20 protein-coding genes are annotated in these 21,276 nt (G+C 48.6%); 19 read left to right on the top strand and 1 reads right to left on the bottom strand.

Features of this window, described 5'->3' with window-relative positions:
• Positions 1–169 precede the first annotated feature (169 nt).
• The 12 genes from KGF65_RS06540 to KGF65_RS06485 all read left to right on the top strand — a co-directional run bounded on the left by KGF65_RS06540 (position 170) and on the right by KGF65_RS06485 (position 14,037).
• Positions 170–934 carry an ABC transporter ATP-binding protein gene (locus KGF65_RS06540; RefSeq protein ID WP_105923902.1) on the top strand — a complete coding sequence of 255 codons (765 nt, stop codon included), beginning with the start codon at positions 170–172 and terminating at the stop codon, positions 932–934.
• The gene (locus tag KGF65_RS06535; RefSeq protein ID WP_216748043.1) at positions 927–2,522 is read left to right on the top strand and encodes an ABC transporter permease; all 1,596 of its coding nucleotides are present in this window, start codon (positions 927–929) and stop codon (positions 2,520–2,522) included. The genes KGF65_RS06540 and KGF65_RS06535 overlap by 8 nt, the downstream gene beginning before the upstream one ends.
• Before the next feature lie 1,532 nt (positions 2,523–4,054).
• On the top strand, positions 4,055–5,494 hold the full coding sequence (locus KGF65_RS06530) for an anthranilate synthase component I family protein (protein WP_213472386.1): 1,440 nt from the start codon (positions 4,055–4,057) through the stop codon (positions 5,492–5,494).
• A complete protein-coding gene (locus KGF65_RS06525; RefSeq protein ID WP_105923901.1) occupies positions 5,478–6,053 on the top strand; it encodes an aminodeoxychorismate/anthranilate synthase component II in 576 nt (191 codons plus the stop codon). The genes KGF65_RS06530 and KGF65_RS06525 overlap by 17 nt, the downstream gene beginning before the upstream one ends.
• A 54-nt stretch (positions 6,054–6,107) precedes the next feature.
• A complete protein-coding gene (gene trpD / locus KGF65_RS06520) occupies positions 6,108–7,127 on the top strand; it encodes an anthranilate phosphoribosyltransferase (RefSeq protein ID WP_105923900.1) in 1,020 nt (339 codons plus the stop codon).
• A complete protein-coding gene (trpC, locus tag KGF65_RS06515) occupies positions 7,124–7,906 on the top strand; it encodes an indole-3-glycerol phosphate synthase TrpC (protein WP_105923899.1) in 783 nt (260 codons plus the stop codon). The genes trpD and trpC overlap by 4 nt, the downstream gene beginning before the upstream one ends.
• On the top strand, positions 7,903–8,487 hold the full coding sequence (locus KGF65_RS06510) for a phosphoribosylanthranilate isomerase (protein WP_213472384.1): 585 nt from the start codon (positions 7,903–7,905) through the stop codon (positions 8,485–8,487). Before trpC ends, KGF65_RS06510 begins: the two co-directional genes overlap by 4 nt.
• A gap of 82 nt (positions 8,488–8,569) precedes the next feature.
• The gene (gene trpB / locus KGF65_RS06505; RefSeq protein ID WP_216748042.1) at positions 8,570–9,763 is read left to right on the top strand and encodes a tryptophan synthase subunit beta; all 1,194 of its coding nucleotides are present in this window, start codon (positions 8,570–8,572) and stop codon (positions 9,761–9,763) included.
• Positions 9,756–10,556 carry a tryptophan synthase subunit alpha gene (trpA, locus tag KGF65_RS06500; RefSeq protein WP_216748041.1) on the top strand — a complete coding sequence of 267 codons (801 nt, stop codon included), beginning with the start codon at positions 9,756–9,758 and terminating at the stop codon, positions 10,554–10,556. The genes trpB and trpA overlap by 8 nt, the downstream gene beginning before the upstream one ends.
• 388 nt (positions 10,557–10,944) lie before the next feature.
• Entirely contained in the window at positions 10,945–12,186 is a 1,242-nt protein-coding gene (locus KGF65_RS06495; protein WP_216748040.1) for a hypothetical protein, read from the top strand.
• Positions 12,187–12,198: 12 nt separating this feature from the next.
• The gene (locus KGF65_RS06490; protein ID WP_216748039.1) at positions 12,199–13,329 is read left to right on the top strand and encodes an amidohydrolase; all 1,131 of its coding nucleotides are present in this window, start codon (positions 12,199–12,201) and stop codon (positions 13,327–13,329) included.
• A gap of 399 nt (positions 13,330–13,728) precedes the next feature.
• Positions 13,729–14,037, top strand: coding sequence for a hypothetical protein (locus KGF65_RS06485; RefSeq protein WP_105923893.1), 309 nt, complete (start codon positions 13,729–13,731; stop codon positions 14,035–14,037).
• Positions 14,038–14,371: 334 nt separating this feature from the next.
• Here the strand turns inward: KGF65_RS06485 and KGF65_RS06480 are convergent, their stop codons facing one another.
• Positions 14,372–14,842 (bottom strand): MerR family transcriptional regulator, encoded by a 471-nt coding sequence (locus KGF65_RS06480; RefSeq protein ID WP_105923892.1) that lies wholly within the window; start codon positions 14,840–14,842, stop codon positions 14,372–14,374.
• Between the two features lie 219 nt (positions 14,843–15,061).
• On the opposite strand from KGF65_RS06480, the gene KGF65_RS06475 reads away from it, so the two are divergent.
• The 7 genes from KGF65_RS06475 to KGF65_RS06445 all read left to right on the top strand — a co-directional run bounded on the left by KGF65_RS06475 (position 15,062) and on the right by KGF65_RS06445 (position 21,274).
• Positions 15,062–16,105, top strand: a complete 1,044-nt coding sequence (locus KGF65_RS06475) for an alcohol dehydrogenase catalytic domain-containing protein (protein ID WP_105923891.1) — start codon at positions 15,062–15,064, stop codon at positions 16,103–16,105.
• 806 nt (positions 16,106–16,911) lie between these two features.
• Positions 16,912–17,274, top strand: coding sequence for a DUF1648 domain-containing protein (locus KGF65_RS06470; protein ID WP_003638654.1), 363 nt, complete (start codon positions 16,912–16,914; stop codon positions 17,272–17,274).
• 553 nt (positions 17,275–17,827) lie between these two features.
• Positions 17,828–18,271 carry a 3-hydroxyacyl-ACP dehydratase FabZ gene (gene fabZ / locus KGF65_RS06465; protein ID WP_003638655.1) on the top strand — a complete coding sequence of 148 codons (444 nt, stop codon included), beginning with the start codon at positions 17,828–17,830 and terminating at the stop codon, positions 18,269–18,271.
• Positions 18,272–18,342: 71 nt separating this feature from the next.
• Positions 18,343–19,329 (top strand): beta-ketoacyl-ACP synthase III, encoded by a 987-nt coding sequence (locus KGF65_RS06460; protein ID WP_105923890.1) that lies wholly within the window; start codon positions 18,343–18,345, stop codon positions 19,327–19,329.
• Positions 19,330–19,377: 48 nt separating this feature from the next.
• On the top strand, positions 19,378–19,626 hold the full coding sequence (acpP, locus tag KGF65_RS06455) for an acyl carrier protein (RefSeq protein ID WP_050338737.1): 249 nt from the start codon (positions 19,378–19,380) through the stop codon (positions 19,624–19,626).
• A 3-nt stretch (positions 19,627–19,629) separates the two neighbouring features.
• Positions 19,630–20,559, top strand: a complete 930-nt coding sequence (locus tag KGF65_RS06450; RefSeq protein ID WP_216748038.1) for an ACP S-malonyltransferase — start codon at positions 19,630–19,632, stop codon at positions 20,557–20,559.
• Positions 20,546–21,274: a 3-oxoacyl-ACP reductase family protein gene (locus KGF65_RS06445; protein ID WP_105923888.1), complete on the top strand. Its 729-nt coding sequence runs from the start codon at positions 20,546–20,548 to the stop codon at positions 21,272–21,274. The genes KGF65_RS06450 and KGF65_RS06445 overlap by 14 nt, the downstream gene beginning before the upstream one ends.
• Positions 21,275–21,276: the final 2 nt, after the last annotated feature.

Genomic DNA, 21,276 nt, shown 5'->3' with positions numbered 1-21,276 from the left:
GTCTTAATACCGCGGCCAATCCAAAGCTAAGCATTAGTTTGTTGAGAAAATAATTCATCACTTAGACCGAGCAAATGATGTAAATCCTAATTGCGTGACCCGCGAAGTTATAAAGGCACTCAGTATAGTATAATAAAGCTTAACTGATACCTGGAGGGGGACGAACCAGATGATTGAAATTCACGATTTAACGAAGCGGTATGGGGATAAAACGGCTTTAAATCAGCTCAACCTGAACATTGCACCAGGCCAAATTTTTGGACTTTTAGGCCATAATGGTGCTGGTAAATCAACGACGATCAAAAACCTAGTAAGTATTATCCAACCCACGAGTGGCACGATCACGGTTGATGGCTTAGACCTTGCACAGCAGCGGTTGGCGGTCAAAGCCAAGATTTCCTACGTGCCGGATACACCTGATATTTTCCTACAATTATCAGCGACGGAGTACTGGGATTTGATTGCTGCAGCTTATCAAAAATCCGAGGCGGCCGTCCAACAGCGCCGGCAACAATTGGTGGCCTTATTCGATATGGCTGAACATGCTGAAGAACCGATGGCCAGCTATTCACACGGGATGCGGCAAAAAGCAATCGTAATTGGCGCGTTGCTTCCGGATCCCGACATCTGGATTCTGGATGAGCCAATGCAGGGATTAGATCCGCAAGCAGCCTTTGATTTAAAAAATCTGATGAAGGCACACGCGGCCAAGGGTAAAACGGTGATTTTTTCGACGCATAATTTGGATACCGCTCAGCAGTTATGCGACCAGTTAGCAATCTTGAAGCAGGGCCAACTCATTTATACCGGCACGGTCGAAGCGTTGTTAGCGCAACATCCGCAACAATCGTTGGAGACCATTTATCTCCAAATGGCAGGACGACCGACGAATGGGGCCTTGGTGGATGCGATTGAGGGTGAGCCAGATGAATAACCAGCAGTTACGCGTGTTATTGGCCGTTAATCTCAGATTAGTGAATCCGCAACTGACGGAACGGTTACGCAAAAAAGGAATGTCAGGCTCGGCCCTGAGTAAGAAACTAATGCGGCAGTTTTACTTGAACGCGTTAATGTTTCTGGGCGTCTATGGGCTGACGATGATTGCCATTGATTTCAGTAAGCTCCCCGGCATGTTTACGTTTTATGTCGCGCTATTTATTTTATTAGGAATTTCGCAGAGCATTGCCGGGATTTATAACGTCTTTTTTGCCGGTAATGACCTCGCTGAATACTTGCCATTGCCGTTTCGTAACCAGGAAATCTTTCTGAGTAAAATTTTAGTTGTGATCTTCAACACGGTGCCGTTTACGATTCCATTACCGTTGATTTTTGTGATGACGATGACGCGGGCAGGATACTTCGTGGGATTGGGAATCGTATTGGCAATCTTGATGTATGCCCTGATTTTAGGCCTGATTCTATGTGGGTGTGCCCTGATCGTTTTTGGCTTGACCAAGCTTAAGGTATTTCGCACCCATCAAAAAATGGTGATGAATATTATGTTAGGCCTAAATGCGCTGTTAGTATTTGTCGGTATTTTACTGATGAATCGGGGTTCTGCGGCAGATTCAGGTACGCGGATCGATCGTACAGTGCTGACACCATTCTTGCCCGTTTACAAAGCCTTTATGACGCCACTGACGCTTGAGAGTGTATTGACTTGGGCAGGCTTAATTGTCGCCTTACTGGTAGTGCTTACCTTGACTTGGCGCTTCGTCTTGCTGCATTTGGTCGAACGGTTGACCCAAGTGAATACTGTGTTAACAGCTAACCGGCAGCGTCGGCATCCGCGGCAGCATAACCTTAATAAAATCTTACGTTCCTATCAATGGCAGCTCCTAAAAGAGCCGAGTTTGGCGTTACAATTGTTTACCAACTCAATCCTGTTACCGATGATTCTCGTGGGGAGCGTTCTGTTTTCGGGGTCGAGAGCTAACTGGAGTCAGTTGTCCCTTAACTGGGTCGGTGTCTGGTTCGTCGCTGGGATGGCAGGGGCCATTATCAATGTCAATCAAACATCTTTGGTTGGTAATCTGATTTCATTGGATAAAATGAACTTTGACTTTGTGAGCGCACTGCCCATCCCATTAGCCCGGTATTTACGGCAAAAGTTTTATCTCGGCTATTGGTTCCAAGTCGCAATCAACGCAACGATCGCGCTCGTCATCGGAATCGCTGTTCACGCACCCTTAGTTTTGGACGTGGCACTGATATTGGGTATCGCTTGGGGCACGTATTTAGCTGCGCAACACTATTTCAAACGGGATTACCAATTACGCATGACGAACTGGACGAATGTGACGCAGCTTTTCAATCGGGGTGGCGGCAACTTTGGCTTGTTACTCAACTTATTGGTTTGCAGTGTCATTGGTATGATTGTCATTGTGAGTTATAGTGTCCTGATTTATTCGTTTGCGGCTAGTGCTGTATGGATTAATGTAATCGTGTTACTAGTCCTTGCATTAGCATCCGGCGCACTAGTTTGGTACAATCACCGGACTTTTTGGCGACGGTTGGATTAAAGGAATCGGCACAACTCATCTGATTAATTGGATGTTGGGTTGTGCTTGGTTAGTGAAAAACCACTTAAAAACTGGTACATTTTAATCATCATCAATTGAAAATAGTAACTAGTACGCGTATTGTGCCAGTTGATTTGTCATGAATCATGATTAAATCATGCCATTTGGTGAATTCCTGTTCGTCAGCCGATGCGCGCCCTAGTCCGACTTCCGGGGCCGGCTGACAACGCTGGAACAGGGCGGACATCGATTTGAACTCACGCAGAAAACCACTGCGCAATTTCAAATACGAGTCTTCTTCTAGCCCGGGAAGACCACCCGGACAAGAAGAATTTCGCCCTTGAGCATTGTCAGCCAGCCCCTACAGTCGGGAACCCGCTCGAATGGCGGATGAACGGCCACCTATCTAGGTACAATTGACCACTGAATATTAGGTGGCTGGTCCTTCAGGCAAACTTTTTTGAATCAGTATTTATGTTGATTTATGGTATTCAAATGCTGAGAAGATTGCCTGAAGATTATGTCTAATTCAATGGCAGCCAAACTTACAATCAGACGATTATATGGCCGTTTGCACAGGTTTTAAGGCTTTAACATCTAATCGCCGAGAGTAAGCTCTGCCAATATTCCGTGATGCTGATGGTTCACTGCCTGACAATTTGAACAAAGCGGCTTAATATTACCGGTAACCAGGAACTAACGACTAGTTTATTTAAAGTTGGGCAGATCCATGTCTGCCTTTCGAATATCATCTCCGGCTGGAAGGCGTTTCTGACAATGCTCAGCGATGAAATTCTACTTAGCAAGCGTTTTTGGCTTGGTTAGTGGAAGACCAGTATTTAAGACGTGGTTTGTCGGCTTAAATCTGTGTCCATCGCGTTCCAGCGTTGTCAGAAATACCTGTAAGCCGGACTAGGACGCAGCTACCACTGAAAGTTTAACGCTAACTCGCACTGTTTCCAGCGGCTTTCAGCTGGCAGCACTTGCGCTTAGAAACTGGCATGATTTAATCATCCTTAATGCTTAAAAATAACTAGCACAACGCATATGACATTAAATTTAAATAAAACTGTTGACAAATCACTCACTAAGTTTTAATGTTAATAACAACTTAATATTCGTCCATGAAACCGATGAAGTGGAGATCAAGATAATGATGCCCGTAAAGAGAGTCGCCGTTGCTGAGAGTGCGATCGAACGCAAGTTATTAAATGGACCACTGAGGGCGCGACCAACGAACAATTTTGTTTTAGTACCTCGCGACGATAGGGAGCCGTCAATTCCCGGGAATGTGTTTGCATTTCGCTAAGCTGGGGCACAAGTCTAACCTGAATGGGGTAGTTTGGTGTCCAACCAAGGTGGTACCGCGGAAAAATCCGTCCTTGACTGTCATTAGTCATGGGCGGATTTTTTGATTGGAGGCAGGTACATGCAACAGCGATGGCAATTCACCACAACTCAATTTCAGATAATACAATCGATGGCTCAACTGTAGTCAGTCGATTACCTTCGTATATGAGGAGTGGTTCAACATGAAACCAACATTACAAACATTAATGCCTTATCAAACGCACTATTCATACGTGCCAGTTATGGTCCAGCAAACCTTACCAGACTTTGACCCGCTAGCCGTTGCCAAGCTCGTTCAACGGATGGGCAATGGTTTTGCACTGACGATCGACCGGCATCATCGCTATAGCTATTTTAGTTTCAATCCACAGCAAAGCTTAACTAGTCGGACGTTAGCATCGCACGACCGCACCCATCCGAATGACGCGTTGCAGGCGATCCTGACGCAATATCGGACACCCCGCATTCACGGGTTACCGCCATTTACGGGTGGCCTGATGGGGTACTTCGGTTATGAATATGTCCAGCAATTCATCCCCAAGTTAGAGCTGACGCCCGCGGCCAGCGCCGACTTGGATGACTTCGGACTGTTCCTAGTGACTAGTGTGTTGGTTTATGATCACCAACACCATGAATTGGGATTGACGCAGCTAATTCCGACGGCCGATTTACCCACAGCATACGCGAGGGCTGAAAATCAGCTGACAGCCAAGTTGGAATCAATAATCCAGCAGTTAGAAACGCCGTTAGTCATGCCACCATTTCAGGTACAAGCATCACTTACCATGCAAGCTGATGCGCCAACGTATGCAAGTCGAGTGGAACGGATTCGGCACCATATTCGAGCCGGCGACATTTTTCAAATGATTTACGCTAATCCACAGATTGGCACCATGAGTGGGTCGCTATTAGCGGTTCACGCACAGTTGCAGGCAACGCAGGCCCCGTATCAGTGCTATTTTAAACAGGCTGATTTTGAATTAGCTGCCGCGTCGCCTGAAACCCTCGTCACCAAACAGGGCAACCAGATTGCAACCTATCCGTTAGCCGGGACGCGCCGGCGAGGGAAGACACCCACGGAAGACGCCAAATTAGCGCATGAATTGCAGACTAATCCCAAGGAAATCGCGGAGCACAATATGCTGGTGGACCTTGGTCGCAACGATTTGGGCCAAGTGGCGCAGTTCAAAAGTGTGCGGGTGACCAACCTCCGCCGCCTGATTCGGTATTCGCAAGTGATGCATCTAGGATCACGAGTCGCTGCGGAGGTGGCACCGACCACAACAGCACTGCAAGTTTTAGCCGCAACATTTCCAGCGGGGACGTTATCCGGGGCACCAAAAGTGGAAGCGATGACACTGATCAATCATTACGAACGCCAACCACGCGGGGTTTACGGCGGCTGCTTTGGCTACTTGGATTGTAATGGCAACATGGATATGGCAATTGGCATTCGGTTGGCTTATCGCTCACACGAGCGGCTAGTCGTGCCAGCGGGTGCTGGAATCGTCGCCGATAGTATTGGTGCTCAAGAATTTAAGGAGTGCCAGAACAAACAACGCGCCGTGATGAATGCAGTACAATCCGCGAAAGGACGAGAAGTTCATGAAATTACTCATTGATAACTATGACAGTTTTACTTATAACCTGTATCAATTGATTGGCCGCTTAACGCCGGACGTACGGGTGATCAAAAATGATGAACTCACGGTCGAAGCGATTGAAGCCTTACAACCCACTCACATTATTTTGTCGCCCGGACCCGGGACACCAGCGCATACGGGCGTCAGCCCCCAGGTGGTTCAACGATTGGCTGGAAAAGTGCCGATTTTGGGTGTTTGCATGGGCTTGGAGGTGTTGGTGACAGCTTTTGGTGGCCGACTCCGCGCTGCTCATCAGTTGGTACATGGTCAGGCGACGCTGATGCAGGTCCAAGCCTCACCACTTTTTCAAGATTGCCCGATGCAGTTCATGGCGGCGCGCTACCATTCGCTGGTGGCAGATTCGTCCCAGTTACCCGGCAATTTCAGGGTGATTGGGACCAATGACGACCAGGAGATCATGGCAATTGAGGATGCCGGCCGTCATCTGTATGGCGTACAGTTTCATCCGGAATCCATCATGACACCGGCGCCAATTGGTGAACAACTGATTCGTAACTTTTTGACACTGACCGCTTAATGAACAGCTTTGATAACTCAGTAAAATGACACATGCAAGTATGGAGGCATGATTATGATTGAAAACGCAATTGCACAACTAACTAACCAAAAAAATCTCGACTTTGCAACGACCCAACAGGTAATGACTGAAATTATGCAGGGGCACGCGACCGACGCCCAGATTGGCAGCTTTTTAACGGCACTAGCCATCAAACACGCAACCATTGATGAAATTGCCGGCGCGGCCACTGCGATGCGGGCGCAGGCATTATCATTCAAAGCGGGGCGACCGACCTTAGAGATTGTCGGGACTGGTGGTGATCGGTCTAATTCGTTCAACATCTCAACGACGACCGCGCTCGTGGTAGCGGCCGCCGGGGTACCCGTCACCAAACACGGTAACCGGGCCGCTTCATCGAAGAGTGGCGCGGCCGATGTCTTGGAAGCGTTAGGGGTCAAAATTGATTTAACGCCTGACCAAAGCTTAGCCCTCTTGAATCAGACTAATTTTGCCTTTATGTACGCTCGTGAATACCATCAGGCGATGCGTTTTGTGGCCCCGGCACGGCAACAAATCAAGATTCCAACCATTTTTAACGTCCTAGGTCCGCTGGCAAATCCGGCGCATGCGGAAATGCAATTATTAGGGGTCTATCGTCAAGATTTGATGGCACCCCTGGCACAAGTTTTAATCAAATTGGGCGTCAAACACGCGATGGTCGTGCATAGTCGTGATGGTTTGGATGAAATCTCAGCCGCGGCGCCAACGGATATCATTGACATTAATGACGGCCACTTAACGACGACCACCATGACACCAGAGCAATTCGGCTTGAAACGCTGTGCGCATGCCGATTTGATTGGTGGAACGGCTCAGGAAAACGCTGCAATCACGCGGTTGATTTTAGCGGGTGAACCCGGTGCACCGCGCGACGTCGTCCTCATGAATGCGGCGGCCGCACTCCACATTGCGAAGCCGCAGCTAACTTTGGCCGATGCCTTGGCGCTTGCCACGCAGACGATCGATTCAGGTCAGGCCGCCGCAGAACTCACGCAATTGATTCAGAAGAGTCAGGCGGTGATGGCGTCATGATTTTAACGCAACTTGTTGCCGGCAGTCAGCGGCGCGTACAGGCCGTGCCGCTAGCTGAGCGGATGGCCATTGAGCAGCGCGCTCGCCAGATGACAGCCCCAGCGCCTTCGTTTAAACGAGCACTGGCGCAACCCGGATTAACCATCATTGGTGAGGTTAAGCGGGCCTCGCCGTCTAAAGGACTGATTGCACCCGATTTTGATTACCTGCAAATCGCCCAGGATTACCAAAATGCGAAAATCGATGCGATTTCGGTGTTGACCGAGCCGGATTATTTTCAGGGGCGGCTGGCCTATCTAGAAGCCATTGCAGCTACGGTCACCGTACCCACGTTACGCAAAGATTTCATCGTTGATGCAAGTCAGGTAGCAGCGGCCCGCGTGGCAGGGGCAAGTGCAGTATTACTAATCGTTGCCGCTTTAGACCCGGACCAATTGAAACGATTAGTAGACCTGACGCACGCGTTGCAGTTAGACGCATTAGTCGAAGCGCATACAGCGGCTGAAATTAAGCAAGCCGTCGCAGCCGGTGCGGACATCATTGGCATCAATAATCGTAATTTGCAGGATTTCAGCGTGGACATTGCCACTAGCCAGCAACTACGACAACAAATTCCAGTGACGTGTTTAGCCGTAGCGGAATCCGGTATTCAAACGCCGAGCCAAGTCCATCAGCTAGCCACGGCCGGCTTCGATGCCATTTTAGTGGGTGAGACGCTGATGCGTGCGCCGGATAAAGCGGCAGCGGTGGCACAATTACGTGCGGGGGTGGTCGCGTGACCCAAATTAAAATTTGCGGCCTGATGCGGCCCGCGGATGTGGCGATGGTCAATCAAGCACGGCCAGATGCGATTGGATTCATCTTTGCGCCTGGACGTCGGCGGCAGATCACACCAGACCTGGCGAGGCAAATGGCGGCACAACTTAATCCACAGATTCAGCGTGTCGGCGTTTTCACAACTAACTCGCTGGCGGAAATTCTAGCGTTGGTGCAAGCCCACATCATTCAAGTGGTTCAGCTGCATGGCGCCCTGGATGATCCACGTGTGCCCCAACTACGAGCAGCTCACATTCCCGTGATTCAAGCGGTGATTCCCGCTGATGCAATCAGATGCCAAGCGGATTATCCGTTACTGGACAATTCGCACCCCGGGAGTGGTCAAGTCCTGGATTGGACGGACTTGCCACGGCTCAAACGGCCATTTATCTTAGCGGGAGGTTTGACGCCAGACAATGTGACGACTGCCATTCAACAAATTTACCCAGCGATGGTCGATGTATCCAGCGGGGGCGAAACAAATGGTCAAAAGGATGCCCAGAAGATTGCGGCCATTGTTGCCCGCGCGCACCAACTTAACTAATAGATAATCAGTAGACGAAGAATAAAAAATCGTGACAGATTCGATATGAAATCACACGACCCACTTAAACGGAGGATTCAATATGATTAAAAATACAACACGTCCAGGTCGTTACGGCGACTTTGGCGGCCAATATGTACCAGAGACCCTGATGACTGAATTGCATCGATTAGATCAAGCTTTCCAACACTATCATCAAGATGCCCAATTTCAAGCCGAACTAACCGATCTGCTAAATAACTATGCCAACCGCCCATCCTTGCTATACCATGCACAGCGACTCTCTGACCAATTGGGTGGTGCTCAGATTTATTTTAAACGTGAGGATTTGAACCACACCGGTGCGCATAAGATCAATAATGTCATAGGGCAGGCGCTCCTCGCTAAGAAAATGGGTAAAAAACGGTTGATTGCCGAAACGGGCGCTGGTCAGCACGGCGTGGCAACGGCGACGATCGCTGCCTTGTTTGGGATGGAATGTGAGATCTTCATGGGTAAGGAAGACACGGACCGGCAAGCGCTGAACGTGTATCGCATGCAGTTGTTAGGTGCCAAGGTTCATCCAGTCACGACGGTGGTGCTCAAAGATGCCATCAACGCGGCGTTGCAGGAGTGGACGCGGCGCTGTGACGATACCGCCTACATCATGGGCTCGGCGACTGGGCCACATCCGTTTCCAATGATGGTCCATGAATTTCAAAGTGTCATCAGTATTGAAGCTAAAAAACAGTTGTTGGCAGAAACCGGCCGTTTACCGGATGCCGTTGTCGCTTGCGTCGGTGGTGGGAGTAACGCTATTGGGAGCTTTGCTGCCTTTTTGGAGGACCCTTCCGTTCAGTTGATTGGCTGTGAAGCCGCTGGCAAAGGCATCGAAACGCCATTGACGGCTGCGACGATTGAACGCGGACGAACTGGGATTTTTCACGGTATGAAGTCGTGTTTCTTACAAGATGAAGCGGGGCAGATTGCGCCAGTCTATTCCATCTCAGCTGGGCTGGATTATCCGGGTGTCGGGCCAGAACACGCTTACTTAGCTGAAACGGGGCGGGCCCAATACGTCGGCGTGACGGATGACCAAGCTGTTCAAGCATTTGAAATGATTGCTAAAGTCGAAGGCATTATTTGCGCGATTGAAAGTGCCCATGCTGTTGCTTATGTTCAACAGCTCGCACCAACCATGCGACCGGACCAAACGATTATTTGTACCTTGTCTGGACGTGGCGATAAAGATGTGGCCGCAATTGCAAAGTACCGGGGGGTAGAAATCAATGACTAATTTAGACCGCGTTTTTCAAAATCATAAGGCGTTCATTGCATTCGTTGTGGCGGGGGATCCAACTTTTGACGCGACTGTCGACCAGGTGGTTGCGCTAGCGGAGTCGGGTTGTGACTTAGTTGAAATTGGCATTCCATTTTCGGACCCGGTTGCGGATGGTCCGGAGATTCAAGCCGCAGATTTACGCGCCTTTGACCAACAAATCACGCCGCAGCGAGTCTTCGAATTAGTCGCTGCAATTCGGGAGCAAACGGCAGTACCACTGGTGTTTCTGACCTATGCTAACATCGTTTATCAGTTCGGTTATACGGCGTTTGCCAAGTGCTGCCAGGAATTGGATGTTGCCGGTTTGATTATCCCAGACTTACCCCTAGAGGAATCTGGTGAACTCCGGCCAACGCTTGATCAATATGACGTGGCACTGATTCCGTTGATTGCGCCGACGAGCGACGATACTCGGATTGCAGCCATTGCGGCACAGGCCCGCGGCTTCATCTACGTCGTCTCCTCGCTGGGCGTGACTGGGACCCGCAACCACATCACGACCGACTTGACGACATTAGTCACGAAGATTCGGCAAGCAACGGCCTTACCCGTTGCGATTGGGTTTGGCATCCATGACCCGGCACAGGCGCACGCAATGGCCAAATTTGCGGATGGTGTGATCGTCGGCAGCGCCGTAGTACATTTAATCGCGAACAACCAACCGGCGACGACGGTTTTGACCGACTATACACGCCAGATGCGCGCGGCGTTGGATGCGGTGACGGTGCCCGATGGTGAAAAGGGGTAAGCCAAGCAAGCTATTACGGCAACAACTCAACTGTTCACTGGAAACTGGCCAAGTTGCGGGTAAGATTTTATTGCAACCGTGACAATTCCGGGATTACCGGATAATTAGTTCCTCAAAGTTAAATTGATGTCTTTGTGACGGTATCTGAACCTGATAAGGTGAGGATACCGTTTTTTTGTCAGCTTAGTACCGAATATTTGACGACTATGACCTTTAGATTCTTAGCGAATTTCCACTTAATAACTAGGAATCAGCTGTCCAAAGCGATGTAAACGTGGGTTTGCATTGAATTGACGTCAGCGCCTCGTATTCTAATTAGTTTTCTGTTAGATTATGATAATACGATTAGAAAAGTGAATCGCAAATCAAACTAATGGGAGTGATGATAATGGCAGCTATTCTTTCTTTGATGGTCGTCATGGGCTTCATGATGGTGGGCGAATGGGTCTCAACCCGGAGTCGAGCCTACGTGCCATCCGTTTTTATTACGGCACTTTTATTTTTAATTGGCTTTTGGACGATTGTTCCGAAGAATATTGTGCCCGCCGCTTCGTTTGGCACAGCCTTTATTCAAATTACCCAAGCCGTGCTGTTAGTGCATATGGGGACGTTGATGGACTTGAAACTTTTACTTAAGCAATGGCGTGCCGTGGTGATTGCACTCAGCGGCGTTGTCGGGACCATTATCCTCACGATGGGAATCGGACGCTTATTCTTTAATTGGCATACGATCGTTGCGAGTGTCCCGCCACTGACTGGTGGCCTGGTCGCGGCATTTTTGATGACGGCTGGCTTAAAAGCCCAACACATCACCGCTTTAGTTGCATTTCCGGTCGCAATGTTTGTGATGCACAGTATGCTCGGTTATCCATTGACGGCCTGGATGCTCAAACGTGAGAGTCGGCGGCTATTAAAAAACAGGCAGGCGGTCGCCATCGTGGTCACGGATGATGCTGAAACGGCACGTGCCACCGTCAATACAGCGGCGCAGGTCCCAGCCGGAGATGTGCCGACAGCGGATACCAGCGTTCGGTTGCCGAAATTCAAAATCCGTGCTTGGCATCTACCAGCTGCTTATGATACTTCGGCCTTCATGCTCTTCAAGGTCGCGGCCGTTACGGGGTTAGCTGAAGAGACCGCTCAACTGATGCACGGTGTTGTGAACCAATATATCGTTTGTTTGATTTTTGGCGTCATTGCGCATCAACTCGGTTTTTTAGAAAATGCCGTCTTAGAAAAAGCGGGTGTGTTTCATTGGCTGATGTACGGGTTACTCGCCTACATTTTTGCCAATCTAAACATTGTCAAGATCAGTATGTTGAGCGGCATCTTAGTGCCAATTGTGACCTTGATCGTATTGGGTGTGTTAGGGATGTTCATCGCGTCTAGCTTATTGGCTCGACCGCTGGGATTCAGTCATGAAATGGCGTTCGCCAGCGCCCTGACGGCATTGTTTGGGTTTCCCGCAGACTATATTGTGACCCATGAAGTCACAGAAATCATGGGGACGACCCCGGATGAAAGGCAATACTTACTGGATCAAATTCTACCGAAAATGCTAGTCGGGGGCTTTGCAACGGTTTCGGTCGCTTCAGTCGTTATCGCGTCAATTTTCTTAAAAATTTTATAGGGGATGTTATCAATGTTGACCACAACTTTAAGTGCATGGATGACCACGTTACGGCATCAATTACACGCGCATCCTGAATTAGCTTTACACGAAGTCGCAACGACCAAACTCATCGCGCAGACCTTAAGTGGCTTAGGGGTCCGGTTGCTGGATTATCCAGGTGAGACGGGGGTCGTCGCCGAGATTGGCCACGGCGCACCAATAATTGCCTTACGCGCAGATATTGACGCTTTGCCAGTTGAAGAAACCAATGATTTACCCTATGCTTCAAAGATTCCCGGACGAATGCATGCTTGCGGTCATGACTTTCATACCGCATCCTTATTAGGCGCGGCACGGCTGTTGAAAGCACGCGAGGCTGATCTTCCTGGAACCGTGCGCTTAATTTTTCAACCAGCTGAGGAAGGGCATCGGGGTGCACGCATCATGATTGATAACGGTGTCTTAACGGGAGTGCAGGCCATTGCGGGCTTTCATAATATGCCGAATTTGCCAGTCGGGACGGTGGCGATGAAATCCGGACCGTTAATGGCTAGTAATGACAACTTTGATGTAACGATTCAAGGTCAGGGCGCACACGCGGCTATGCCAGAGGCCAGTCATGACCCGATTGTGACCTTGGGTGAACTCATCGGCAATTTACAGACGATTCGGAGCCGCAATATTGCGCCCGATGCGGCCCTGGTTCTAACGATTGGTGCGATTCAGGCCGGGACCACGTACAATGTGATTCCCAATACAGCAAGTCTCAAAGGCACCATTCGCACCTTTAACGCGGCAAATCGGGCACTGGCCAAACAGCGCTTTTACGAGATCGTCAACGCGACGGCTAAAATGAATCAGCAAGTAGCAGCCATCGAATGGGATCGTGGCCCAAGTTGTGTGACGAATGATGAGACTATTACGAGACTTTTGAAAACCGCCTTTGAAAATGATTTTAAGTTGGTTCCGGCCCAATTGTGCAACGCGGATGATGACTTTGCCTTATACCAGGAGCGTGTTCCAGGCTGTTATGGCTTTCTAGGTTCGGGAGGCACCGGGGTCTTACATCAGTCGAATTATCAATGTGATGATGCCGGGTTAGCGTATGGGGCGCGTTTCCATGAGTTGGCGGCACTGGCACTCTTGAAGTGGGCGCGGTGACAGGACTGTTGATCGTTCTCGGTAAACTGGTGAATGGCTATACCGGACTTTTCAAACTATGGCGTGTGAGGCGTGTGACCACGAATAGCTGACGAGGTCCAGGCCATTTGCTCGAATTCGGTTAAGCTCGTTCTTCAATGATTCAGATCCTGCGCGATAAGGTGATCAACTCACTTTGAGTTAGTCACCTTATTTTAATTTCGAACATATCACGCCTGGTTGATTTTGTTAAGGAATGGTATTTCCTGCCACTTCTGATGATTGGCAAGCACAGCCTTGTCCGTACACTCGGATAACGCTGATTGCTTTATCTGGGCTTAGTGATAAGATCAAATAAGAAAGTGTTTACTTATATGCTGATAACACAGATGCACCAATAAAAGGATGAGGTGAGCAACCATGACAACTGCTTTGCCAAAGGCCGTCAAAGTTTGGATGGGGGCCAATATGATTCAAATCGAATTTGATAATGGTCAGTATCGTTACATGCGCACGCATTTTATCAATGATTATCTCTTAGCTTGGTCACCGAAGAAGGGCAAGGGGAAGCGTAAAAACTTGTGGTTGCCGCCGACCTGGGAATGGCTCGGTTCTAACGCCCGAATCCAGCCGGATGGAACCGTGATTTTGTTTGACAAGGATGTCTACACCGCCAAGGAATTGTGGGAGAACAGTTGTGACAATATAGATTTGGTGTCAGGCGTGTAATCTAATTGATGATGTGTAATGACATGATCCGTGTGTTTTGACAGTGGTACGCTGTCTTGCGGTTGGCGATGGGATCTATTTTGTATTTAAAGTGGCGAAGGCCAATCACAGCCAATGGATGCCATCCTAATAGTTGTCGTCCAGGTTTGAAAGCTGTGCTCGTTATTATTTCAGATAATTGTCGATACCAAATGAACGCCACCTGACTGCAGCCTCCGTTGCAACAGGTGGCGTTCATTTATTTTAAATTTGATTGCTACGTACAAGTTCTTATTATAGTGGATTTGTTAATAGAACCAGTTTTGATTTCACACTGCAATTTCACGCTGCAATTTTACGCATCCTTGATGCCATCCAACGCCGACAACCGGTGCTTGACCTGCCGGAATTTTTCTGGAATCTCCGCATCCGGCATGCCATCATGTACCGCACAAGTGCCAGCATCTTCGGCAACTTGGTAGTACCAATATTTATAATTAACAACGTCTAAGGTCGCTTGTAAGTCGGCCATTTGTTGTTGCAGAGCGGTCCGCCGTTTTTGAAACATGTCACGCCGTTCTGCGATTGTCGAATCACCAGCCATAGTCCAATCGACAAAGGTCTTGATTTCTTTGATGCTCAGGCCGGCATTTTTGAGGCACTTAATAAGATAAATGAATTCTAAATCGGATTCTTTGAATAATCGGGTCCCCAGCTTATTGGAACTCCGAGTGACAAAGTCCAATAAGCCTTCCTTGGCATAATACCGCAACGTATAAGTGGTCAATCCGGTTCGCTGCGCCACATCATGGATCGTTAAAGTCATCGAAACACCTATTTTCATAAAAATTCTTGACTGATAGTTAACTATCAAGTCTAGAATTAAATATATGAGCTGTCGGAATATTTGTCAAGAATGCAGGTGAATGTGCATTTATTAGCATTTGGTTAATGAAACCTGTTACAATTTAGGCGAATTAGACAGTATCATTATCTTAATGGAAGGAAGAACTACTCATGAATTTGGTAGTTCAAGGTGATTAGGATGAAAGCAACCATTTTTGAAAAAGCAGGTTTTGTGGATGTTCAGGAAGTTGACAAACCAACGCTGCAGGCGGATGACGATGTGATCGTGCGTATCGTTCGGACCTGTGTTTGTGGTTCAGACTTGTGGGCTTACGCTCATGGTGATAATAAGGATGCGCATTCAACTAATGATGGACATGAAGCGATTGGTATCGTTGAAGCCATTGGTGATGCAATTACCACGGTCAAACCCGGAGACTTCGTTATTACACCATTTACGCACGGCTGTGGCGACTGTGCCGCTTGTCGGGCCGGCTTTGATGGCACTTGTGATCGCCATCCCGGTGTTTCCAACTGGTCGAATGGATTCCAATCCGAATATATTCGTTTCACATACGGTAACTGGGCACTGATCAAGATTCCGGGGCAACCAAGTGATTACACGGAAGGCATGTTGAAGTCGTTATTGACTTTAGCGGATGTCATGCCAACTGGCTATCATGCAGCTCGTTGTGCGAATGTTCAACCAGGCGATAAAGTGGTCGTTATTGGTGACGGCGCGGTCGGTCAATGTGCCGTTATCGCTGCCAAAATGCGGGGTGCTTCTCAAATCGTCCTGATGAGTCGGCATGAAGATCGGCAACAAATGGCCCTTCAATCTGGTGCAACGGCGGTCGTCGCTGAACGGGGTGAAGAAGGCATTGCCAAAGTCCGTGAAATCCTGGGCGGTGGCGCTGACGCTGCCTTAGAATGTGTGGGTACCGAAGCAGCCATTGATCAAGCCCTAGGCGTATTACACAATGGCGGACGCGTTGGTTATGTCGGTGTTCCGCATTATAACAACCGGCCACTCGGTTCGACGTTTGCCCAAAATATCGCGGTTGCAGGTGGTTCGGCTTCCGTTACCACCTATGACAAGCAGTTCTTACTTAAAGCCGTTTTGGATGGCAATATCAATCCAGGGCGCGTCTTTACGCAAACGTACGCTTTAGCAGACATCAACCAAGCTTACCAAGATATGCAAAATCGTCAGACCATTAAAGCAATGGTGGTTGTCGACTAACTGGATAACTAGGTGTTGTGATTAAACTAACCAGCGGGACATTCAGAAGATGCTCATCTTCTGATTGCCTCGCTTTTTGAGTAAAACTATCCTTGTTTTATAGATTTTGTACAATCGGCTGAGATGACAAAATTTGGAATTCTAAACGAAGATTATTTCAACGACTAAATTCAAGACCAGTGTCCGTTGAAATTTGTGATATTGAGAATAGTGAACGATATTCGTGTGATCTTCTCAGCATTCAAATCCCCTAAAGCATCATCGGTTCCAAATTAAAAGTTCGCCTGAAGGACCAGTTACCTAATATTCAGTGGTTAATTGTACCCGGATGGGTGGCTGTTCATCCGCTATTCGAGCGGCTTCCCGACTGTAGGGGCCGGCTGACAATGCTCAGTAGCCAAATTATTCTTAGCTGGAAGTGGTCTGCTTGCGGCTTAGAATAAGACTCGTATTTGAAATTGCGCAGTGGGTTTCTGCGTGAGTTCAAATCGATGTCGGCTTACGTTCCAGCAATTGTCAGCCGGCCCCGGAAGTCGGAATAAGGAGATTGCCAGCTGACGAACAGGAATCCACCAACTGGCACGTTTTAATCATCTTTAATGCTAATAGAATAACTAGCACAGCGCGCCCAACCTAGGTATTGATGCACTGAATTCAGGGGATTGAACTAGGAGCTAACTTGCCAATCATTTTTCGTTACAACATTGCCTACATCCTGCTTTGATAATTCACCATCCGAAGAAATGCATATTACTATTCGTGAAAATCACCACTTGATATACTGGTTCAAAAATGAGGTGCACCCCATGCGTGTATTTACTTGGATCGTCCGATCGATAGTTGGTGTGATGGTCTTAATTTGTCTCATCATGATTAGTTTAGCGCCCCAGCAAGTCGTGACCCATTTTAATGGTGCTGGTCTCGCGGATGCGTTCGGCCCACGGTGGTGGTTGATCGTGCTGCCATTGCTGACGGTGATACTAGCTGAGTTCTGCATTCGTAAGGCCCGGCAAAAACGGCGCAAACAAGGTATGTTGCAAGTCCCAACGCTGACCGGATTTGAGGGCCAGTGTATCGCCGTGTTGGTTAGTTTTAATGTGATGCTCTGGGTGATGTTACAATCTGAGATTCAAAGTTTGCTCGTAGGTGGCATTGTGGGCCTGTTGTGAATGCGAACATTTAAATAATGTTGGTAGGTAAGCCGGGTGACGCTTAAGTCAATCCGAATTTAGTGTTTCGATATTGCCAACTAATTATGATTGGATTTGAGGCCTTCTGGCGAGAATGTGGTTGTTATTCTTGTACGAAACGGACAATTTAATTTAAACGTATTAACAGCATGCGAAAGAATTGCGATGAATTCTTCTGCATGCTTTTTTGACATCCAACCAAAAACGGCGCGTTCACGGTACTGTGAGGCTTGCTGACGTGTCAGTCTATGGTCATTGGCTAAACGAACGCATCTTAAAGCTGGTAAATTATAAAGTTTATAGTCGCCTGATCATTTTTCTGGAAAATTCACGCAATTTTTAACTCGCAATTTTTGCTATTTCCGAGTTAATTTCAAAAAAATTCGAAACGGCCAATCCGTTGATGCAGTGGGAATTCGTTTCTGTTCAAAAGCGTCATACTATGAATTAAACTGCTGAAATCAATTGACAATCATTTGGGGGACGATTAACTTAATGCCATTCCCAAACGCCGTGAAAGGAGCGACTAGCAATGAGTGTGTTAGAAGCAAGCGAAATTATGCAATTAATTCCTAACCGGTATCCGATTTTATTCATGGACCGGGTGGACGAACTAAATCCGGGTGAATCAATTGTGGTGACGAAGAATGTCACCATCAACGAGTCCTTTTTTCAAGGGCACTTTCCTGGCAACCCGGTGATGCCGGGAGTGCTGATTATTGAAGCACTGGCACAGGCAGCCTCGATTCTGATTTTGAAGTCTGAGAAATTTGCGGGCAAGACCGCCTATCTTGGCGCAATCAAAGACGCCAAGTTTCGTAAAATCGTACGGCCCGGCGATGTCTTGAAGTTGCACGTCCAGATGGTCAAACAGCGTTCGAATATGGGCACCGTCAGCTGTCAGGCGATGGTCGGCGATAAAGCCGCCTGCACGACAGACTTAACGTTTATCGTTAGTCCCACTGATTCAAAATAGAAAGGTGGTAACTGCAATTCGGCAAGCGCGTTTGGGAGATTTTGATCGATGCCGATTGTATCTAACTAACCATGACAAACAATTTTTCAATTCAAGCAACCGCCAAAGCTGTACCGCATACTGAAATTTACAATCAGGACCTGACATCTTTGATGGCAACTTCGGATGAGTGGATTCAGCAACGGACCGGTATCAAGACCCGCCATGTTGCAACCACTGAAACGACGACCAGTTTAGCCGTGGATGTTGCCCAGCAGCTGTTGCAGCAAAGCCAGCTCGCGGCAACGAGCATCGATTTAATTATTGTGGCGACCATGTCTCCGGATTTTTTGACACCGGCGACGGCACCTCAAGTGCAAGCAGCGATTGGCGCGACCAATGCGATTGCCTTTGATATTAATGTGGCTTGTGCCGGTTTTGTCTACGGCATGCAGCTGGTTCATCAATATTTACAGCCCAGTCAGCATGCCTTGCTTATCGGTAGTGAGACATTGAGTCACTTGGTAGATTGGCACGACCGTCGTACCGCCGTTTTGTTCGGCGATGGTGCGGGTGGCATGTTGATTGCCGCAGATTCGGATGCCCCAACCGGTCGCTGGCTGGGCAGTCACTACGCCACGTTTGGTGCGGATGGCCACTATTTAACTGCGGGACAACAGCCGCGATTGAATCCCTGGTCGACCGACACAGCCGTCAAGTCAACCAATCAATGGGCGTTTCAAATGAACGGTCGCCGGGTGTATGACTTTGCAACTAAACAAGTGCCGCGTTCTATCGAACAAGCGTTGACAGCTGCCAAACTGCAGGCAAATGAGGTGCAATCATTTATCCTACATCAAGCCAATGTGCGCATCGTGGCCAGTGTTGGCAAGACGTTACATCTAAATACCGAACAATTACCCGTTAACATTGCCCAGTATGGCAATACGGCAGCCGCCAGCGAACCGATTTTATTTGCTGAGTTGGTGGCACAACACCAAATTCAACGGGGCGACAAACTAGTATTCACCGGCTTTGGCGGCGGCTTATCCGTCGGTAGTGCCGTGATTGAATATTAACTGAAGACAACACGAATATTATTCTAAAAATTCTGGAGGAACAGACTAATGACTAAAACTGAAATTTTTGACCAAATTAAAAAGATGATTGTTGAACAACTGGACGTGGATGCTGACAAGATTACGATGACGACCAACTTCACGGAAGATTTGGCGCTCGATAGTCTGGATGTCTTTGAAGTGATCGACAAGATCGAAGACGAATATGATATCGAAATTGAAACGGATGATGCCTTAGCGACCGTTGGTGATTTGGTTGATTACGTCGCTAGCCACCAGGAAGCAAGCGAGGACTAAACCATGAAGCTGGCAATCTTATTCAGTGGGCAGGGGCAACAGTTCGCTGATATGGGACAAGACCTTTATCAAGCGGTGCCAGCCTACCAAAAGACGATTGATGCGGCCAATCAGGAACTGGACTGGGATTTACGGATCACCGATGATTGGTTAGACGATAACCAGCGTGTCCCGGTCGCCATTACGGCGATGAATATGGCCCTTTATCAAGCCTTAACGCCCCTAGTTGGTTGTCCGACTGCGCTAGTTGGCTTAAGCCTGGGCGAATATGCTGCACTAATGGCAGCGGGGACGTTATCGTTTACAGATGGCCTCAAACTAGTGGCTGACCGTGCGCGTTACATGCAACGGGCCGGATTACAACAGCCGGGTGCAATGGTGGCGGCGTTAAAAGTCACACCTGCACTGGTAGCGGCTGCTTGTCAGCATGCTAGCACGGTCGGAGCGGCCTACCCAGCCAATTATAATTTAGCTGATCAGATCGTGATTGGAGGTGACGCGGCGGGAATCAAGGCGGTCACCGCTGATCTGCACGACCACGGGATCAAACGTGTCGTGCCGTTAGACGTCGCGGTTGCGTCTCATACGCCATTAATGGCTAGTGCCAGTGAAGCGTTGGCGTACCGGTTACGCTATACGACCGTGGCAGCACCACAGATTCCAGTCATCAGTAACACCACCGTGGCACCGTTTAGTCAGGCGACGGTCAAGGAAACCTTAGTCAAACAGCTCATCACGCCAACGCATTTTGCAGCCTGTTTGGAACGGCTGGCGGCCTATGACATTGATGGCGTGGTTCAAGTCGGGCCGGGACACAATCTGGCCAAATTCGCCAAGCAAACGCTACCGAACGTCCGGGTATGGTCCATTGAAGATGTTGATGATTGGCAGACGTTTAAACAAGATATCGAGGAGGTAAGTGAACGTGGATGAAGTGATTATCGTGACGGGCGCTGCAAAGGGCATCGGCCTGGCGACGGTCAAACGATTAGCCGCGCAAGGCGCTCGTGTCGTGCTGAATGTCCATCATGAAATTGACGCGGTAGCTTGGCAAGCCTTGACGGCGACTTATCCGCAACTGGTTCAATTAGTGGGAGATGTCAGTGATGAATCCTCCGCGGCCGAGTTAGTTGAAACGGTCATGACAAATTTTGGCCGTATTGATGGGTTGGTCAATAACGCCGGCGTGACTCATGACCAATTATTGACCCGGCTACACGCTGAAGATTTTAAACAGGTGTTGGAGACGAATCTGATTGGGACGTTTAACATGACGAAACACGTGCTCAAAGTGATGCAACGCCAACGGCAAGGGGCCATCGTCAATGTTGCCAGCGTTGTCGGCTTACACGGTAACATTGGACAAGCCAATTACGCAGCTAGCAAGGCCGGCATTATCGGTTTAACTAAGACGACCGCTAAGGAAGCCGCTCGCCGCCAAGTGCGCTGCAATGCGGTGGCGCCGGGCATGATCGAAACAGCGATGACCGCACAACTGAACGAGCGTGTCAGGACGGCAGCTTTAAGCGGTATTCCACTGCAGCGCTTTGGCACCCCTGATGAGATTGCTCAAGCGATTGACTTTTTATTACACCAACCGTATTTGACCGGACAAGTTTTGACGGTCGATGGCGGAATGACGATATAGAC

It is taken from the genome of Lactiplantibacillus sp. 30.2.29, from assembly GCF_018991255.1.
Classification (GTDB): Bacteria; Bacillota; Bacilli; order Lactobacillales; family Lactobacillaceae; genus Lactiplantibacillus; species Lactiplantibacillus pentosus.
This window is presented reverse-complemented; position numbering and strand designations above follow the sequence as displayed.

Coding starts and splice junctions, on each gene's coding strand:
- KGF65_RS06540 (WP_105923902.1), top strand. CDS start 170: ATGATTGAAATTCACGATTTAACGAAGCGGTATGGGGATAAAACGGCT.
- KGF65_RS06535 (WP_216748043.1), top strand. CDS start 927: ATGAATAACCAGCAGTTACGCGTGTTATTGGCCGTTAATCTCAGATTA.
- KGF65_RS06530 (WP_213472386.1), top strand. CDS start 4,055: ATGAAACCAACATTACAAACATTAATGCCTTATCAAACGCACTATTCA.
- KGF65_RS06525 (WP_105923901.1), top strand. CDS start 5,478: ATGAAATTACTCATTGATAACTATGACAGTTTTACTTATAACCTGTAT.
- trpD (WP_105923900.1), top strand. CDS start 6,108: ATGATTGAAAACGCAATTGCACAACTAACTAACCAAAAAAATCTCGAC.
- trpC (WP_105923899.1), top strand. CDS start 7,124: ATGATTTTAACGCAACTTGTTGCCGGCAGTCAGCGGCGCGTACAGGCC.
- trpB (WP_216748042.1), top strand. CDS start 8,570: ATGATTAAAAATACAACACGTCCAGGTCGTTACGGCGACTTTGGCGGC.
- trpA (WP_216748041.1), top strand. CDS start 9,756: ATGACTAATTTAGACCGCGTTTTTCAAAATCATAAGGCGTTCATTGCA.
- KGF65_RS06495 (WP_216748040.1), top strand. CDS start 10,945: ATGGCAGCTATTCTTTCTTTGATGGTCGTCATGGGCTTCATGATGGTG.
- KGF65_RS06490 (WP_216748039.1), top strand. CDS start 12,199: ATGTTGACCACAACTTTAAGTGCATGGATGACCACGTTACGGCATCAA.
- KGF65_RS06485 (WP_105923893.1), top strand. CDS start 13,729: ATGACAACTGCTTTGCCAAAGGCCGTCAAAGTTTGGATGGGGGCCAAT.
- KGF65_RS06480 (WP_105923892.1), bottom strand. CDS start 14,842: ATGACTTTAACGATCCATGATGTGGCGCAGCGAACCGGATTGACCACT.
- KGF65_RS06475 (WP_105923891.1), top strand. CDS start 15,062: ATGAAAGCAACCATTTTTGAAAAAGCAGGTTTTGTGGATGTTCAGGAA.
- KGF65_RS06470 (WP_003638654.1), top strand. CDS start 16,912: ATGCGTGTATTTACTTGGATCGTCCGATCGATAGTTGGTGTGATGGTC.
- fabZ (WP_003638655.1), top strand. CDS start 17,828: ATGAGTGTGTTAGAAGCAAGCGAAATTATGCAATTAATTCCTAACCGG.
- KGF65_RS06460 (WP_105923890.1), top strand. CDS start 18,343: ATGACAAACAATTTTTCAATTCAAGCAACCGCCAAAGCTGTACCGCAT.
- acpP (WP_050338737.1), top strand. CDS start 19,378: ATGACTAAAACTGAAATTTTTGACCAAATTAAAAAGATGATTGTTGAA.
- KGF65_RS06450 (WP_216748038.1), top strand. CDS start 19,630: ATGAAGCTGGCAATCTTATTCAGTGGGCAGGGGCAACAGTTCGCTGAT.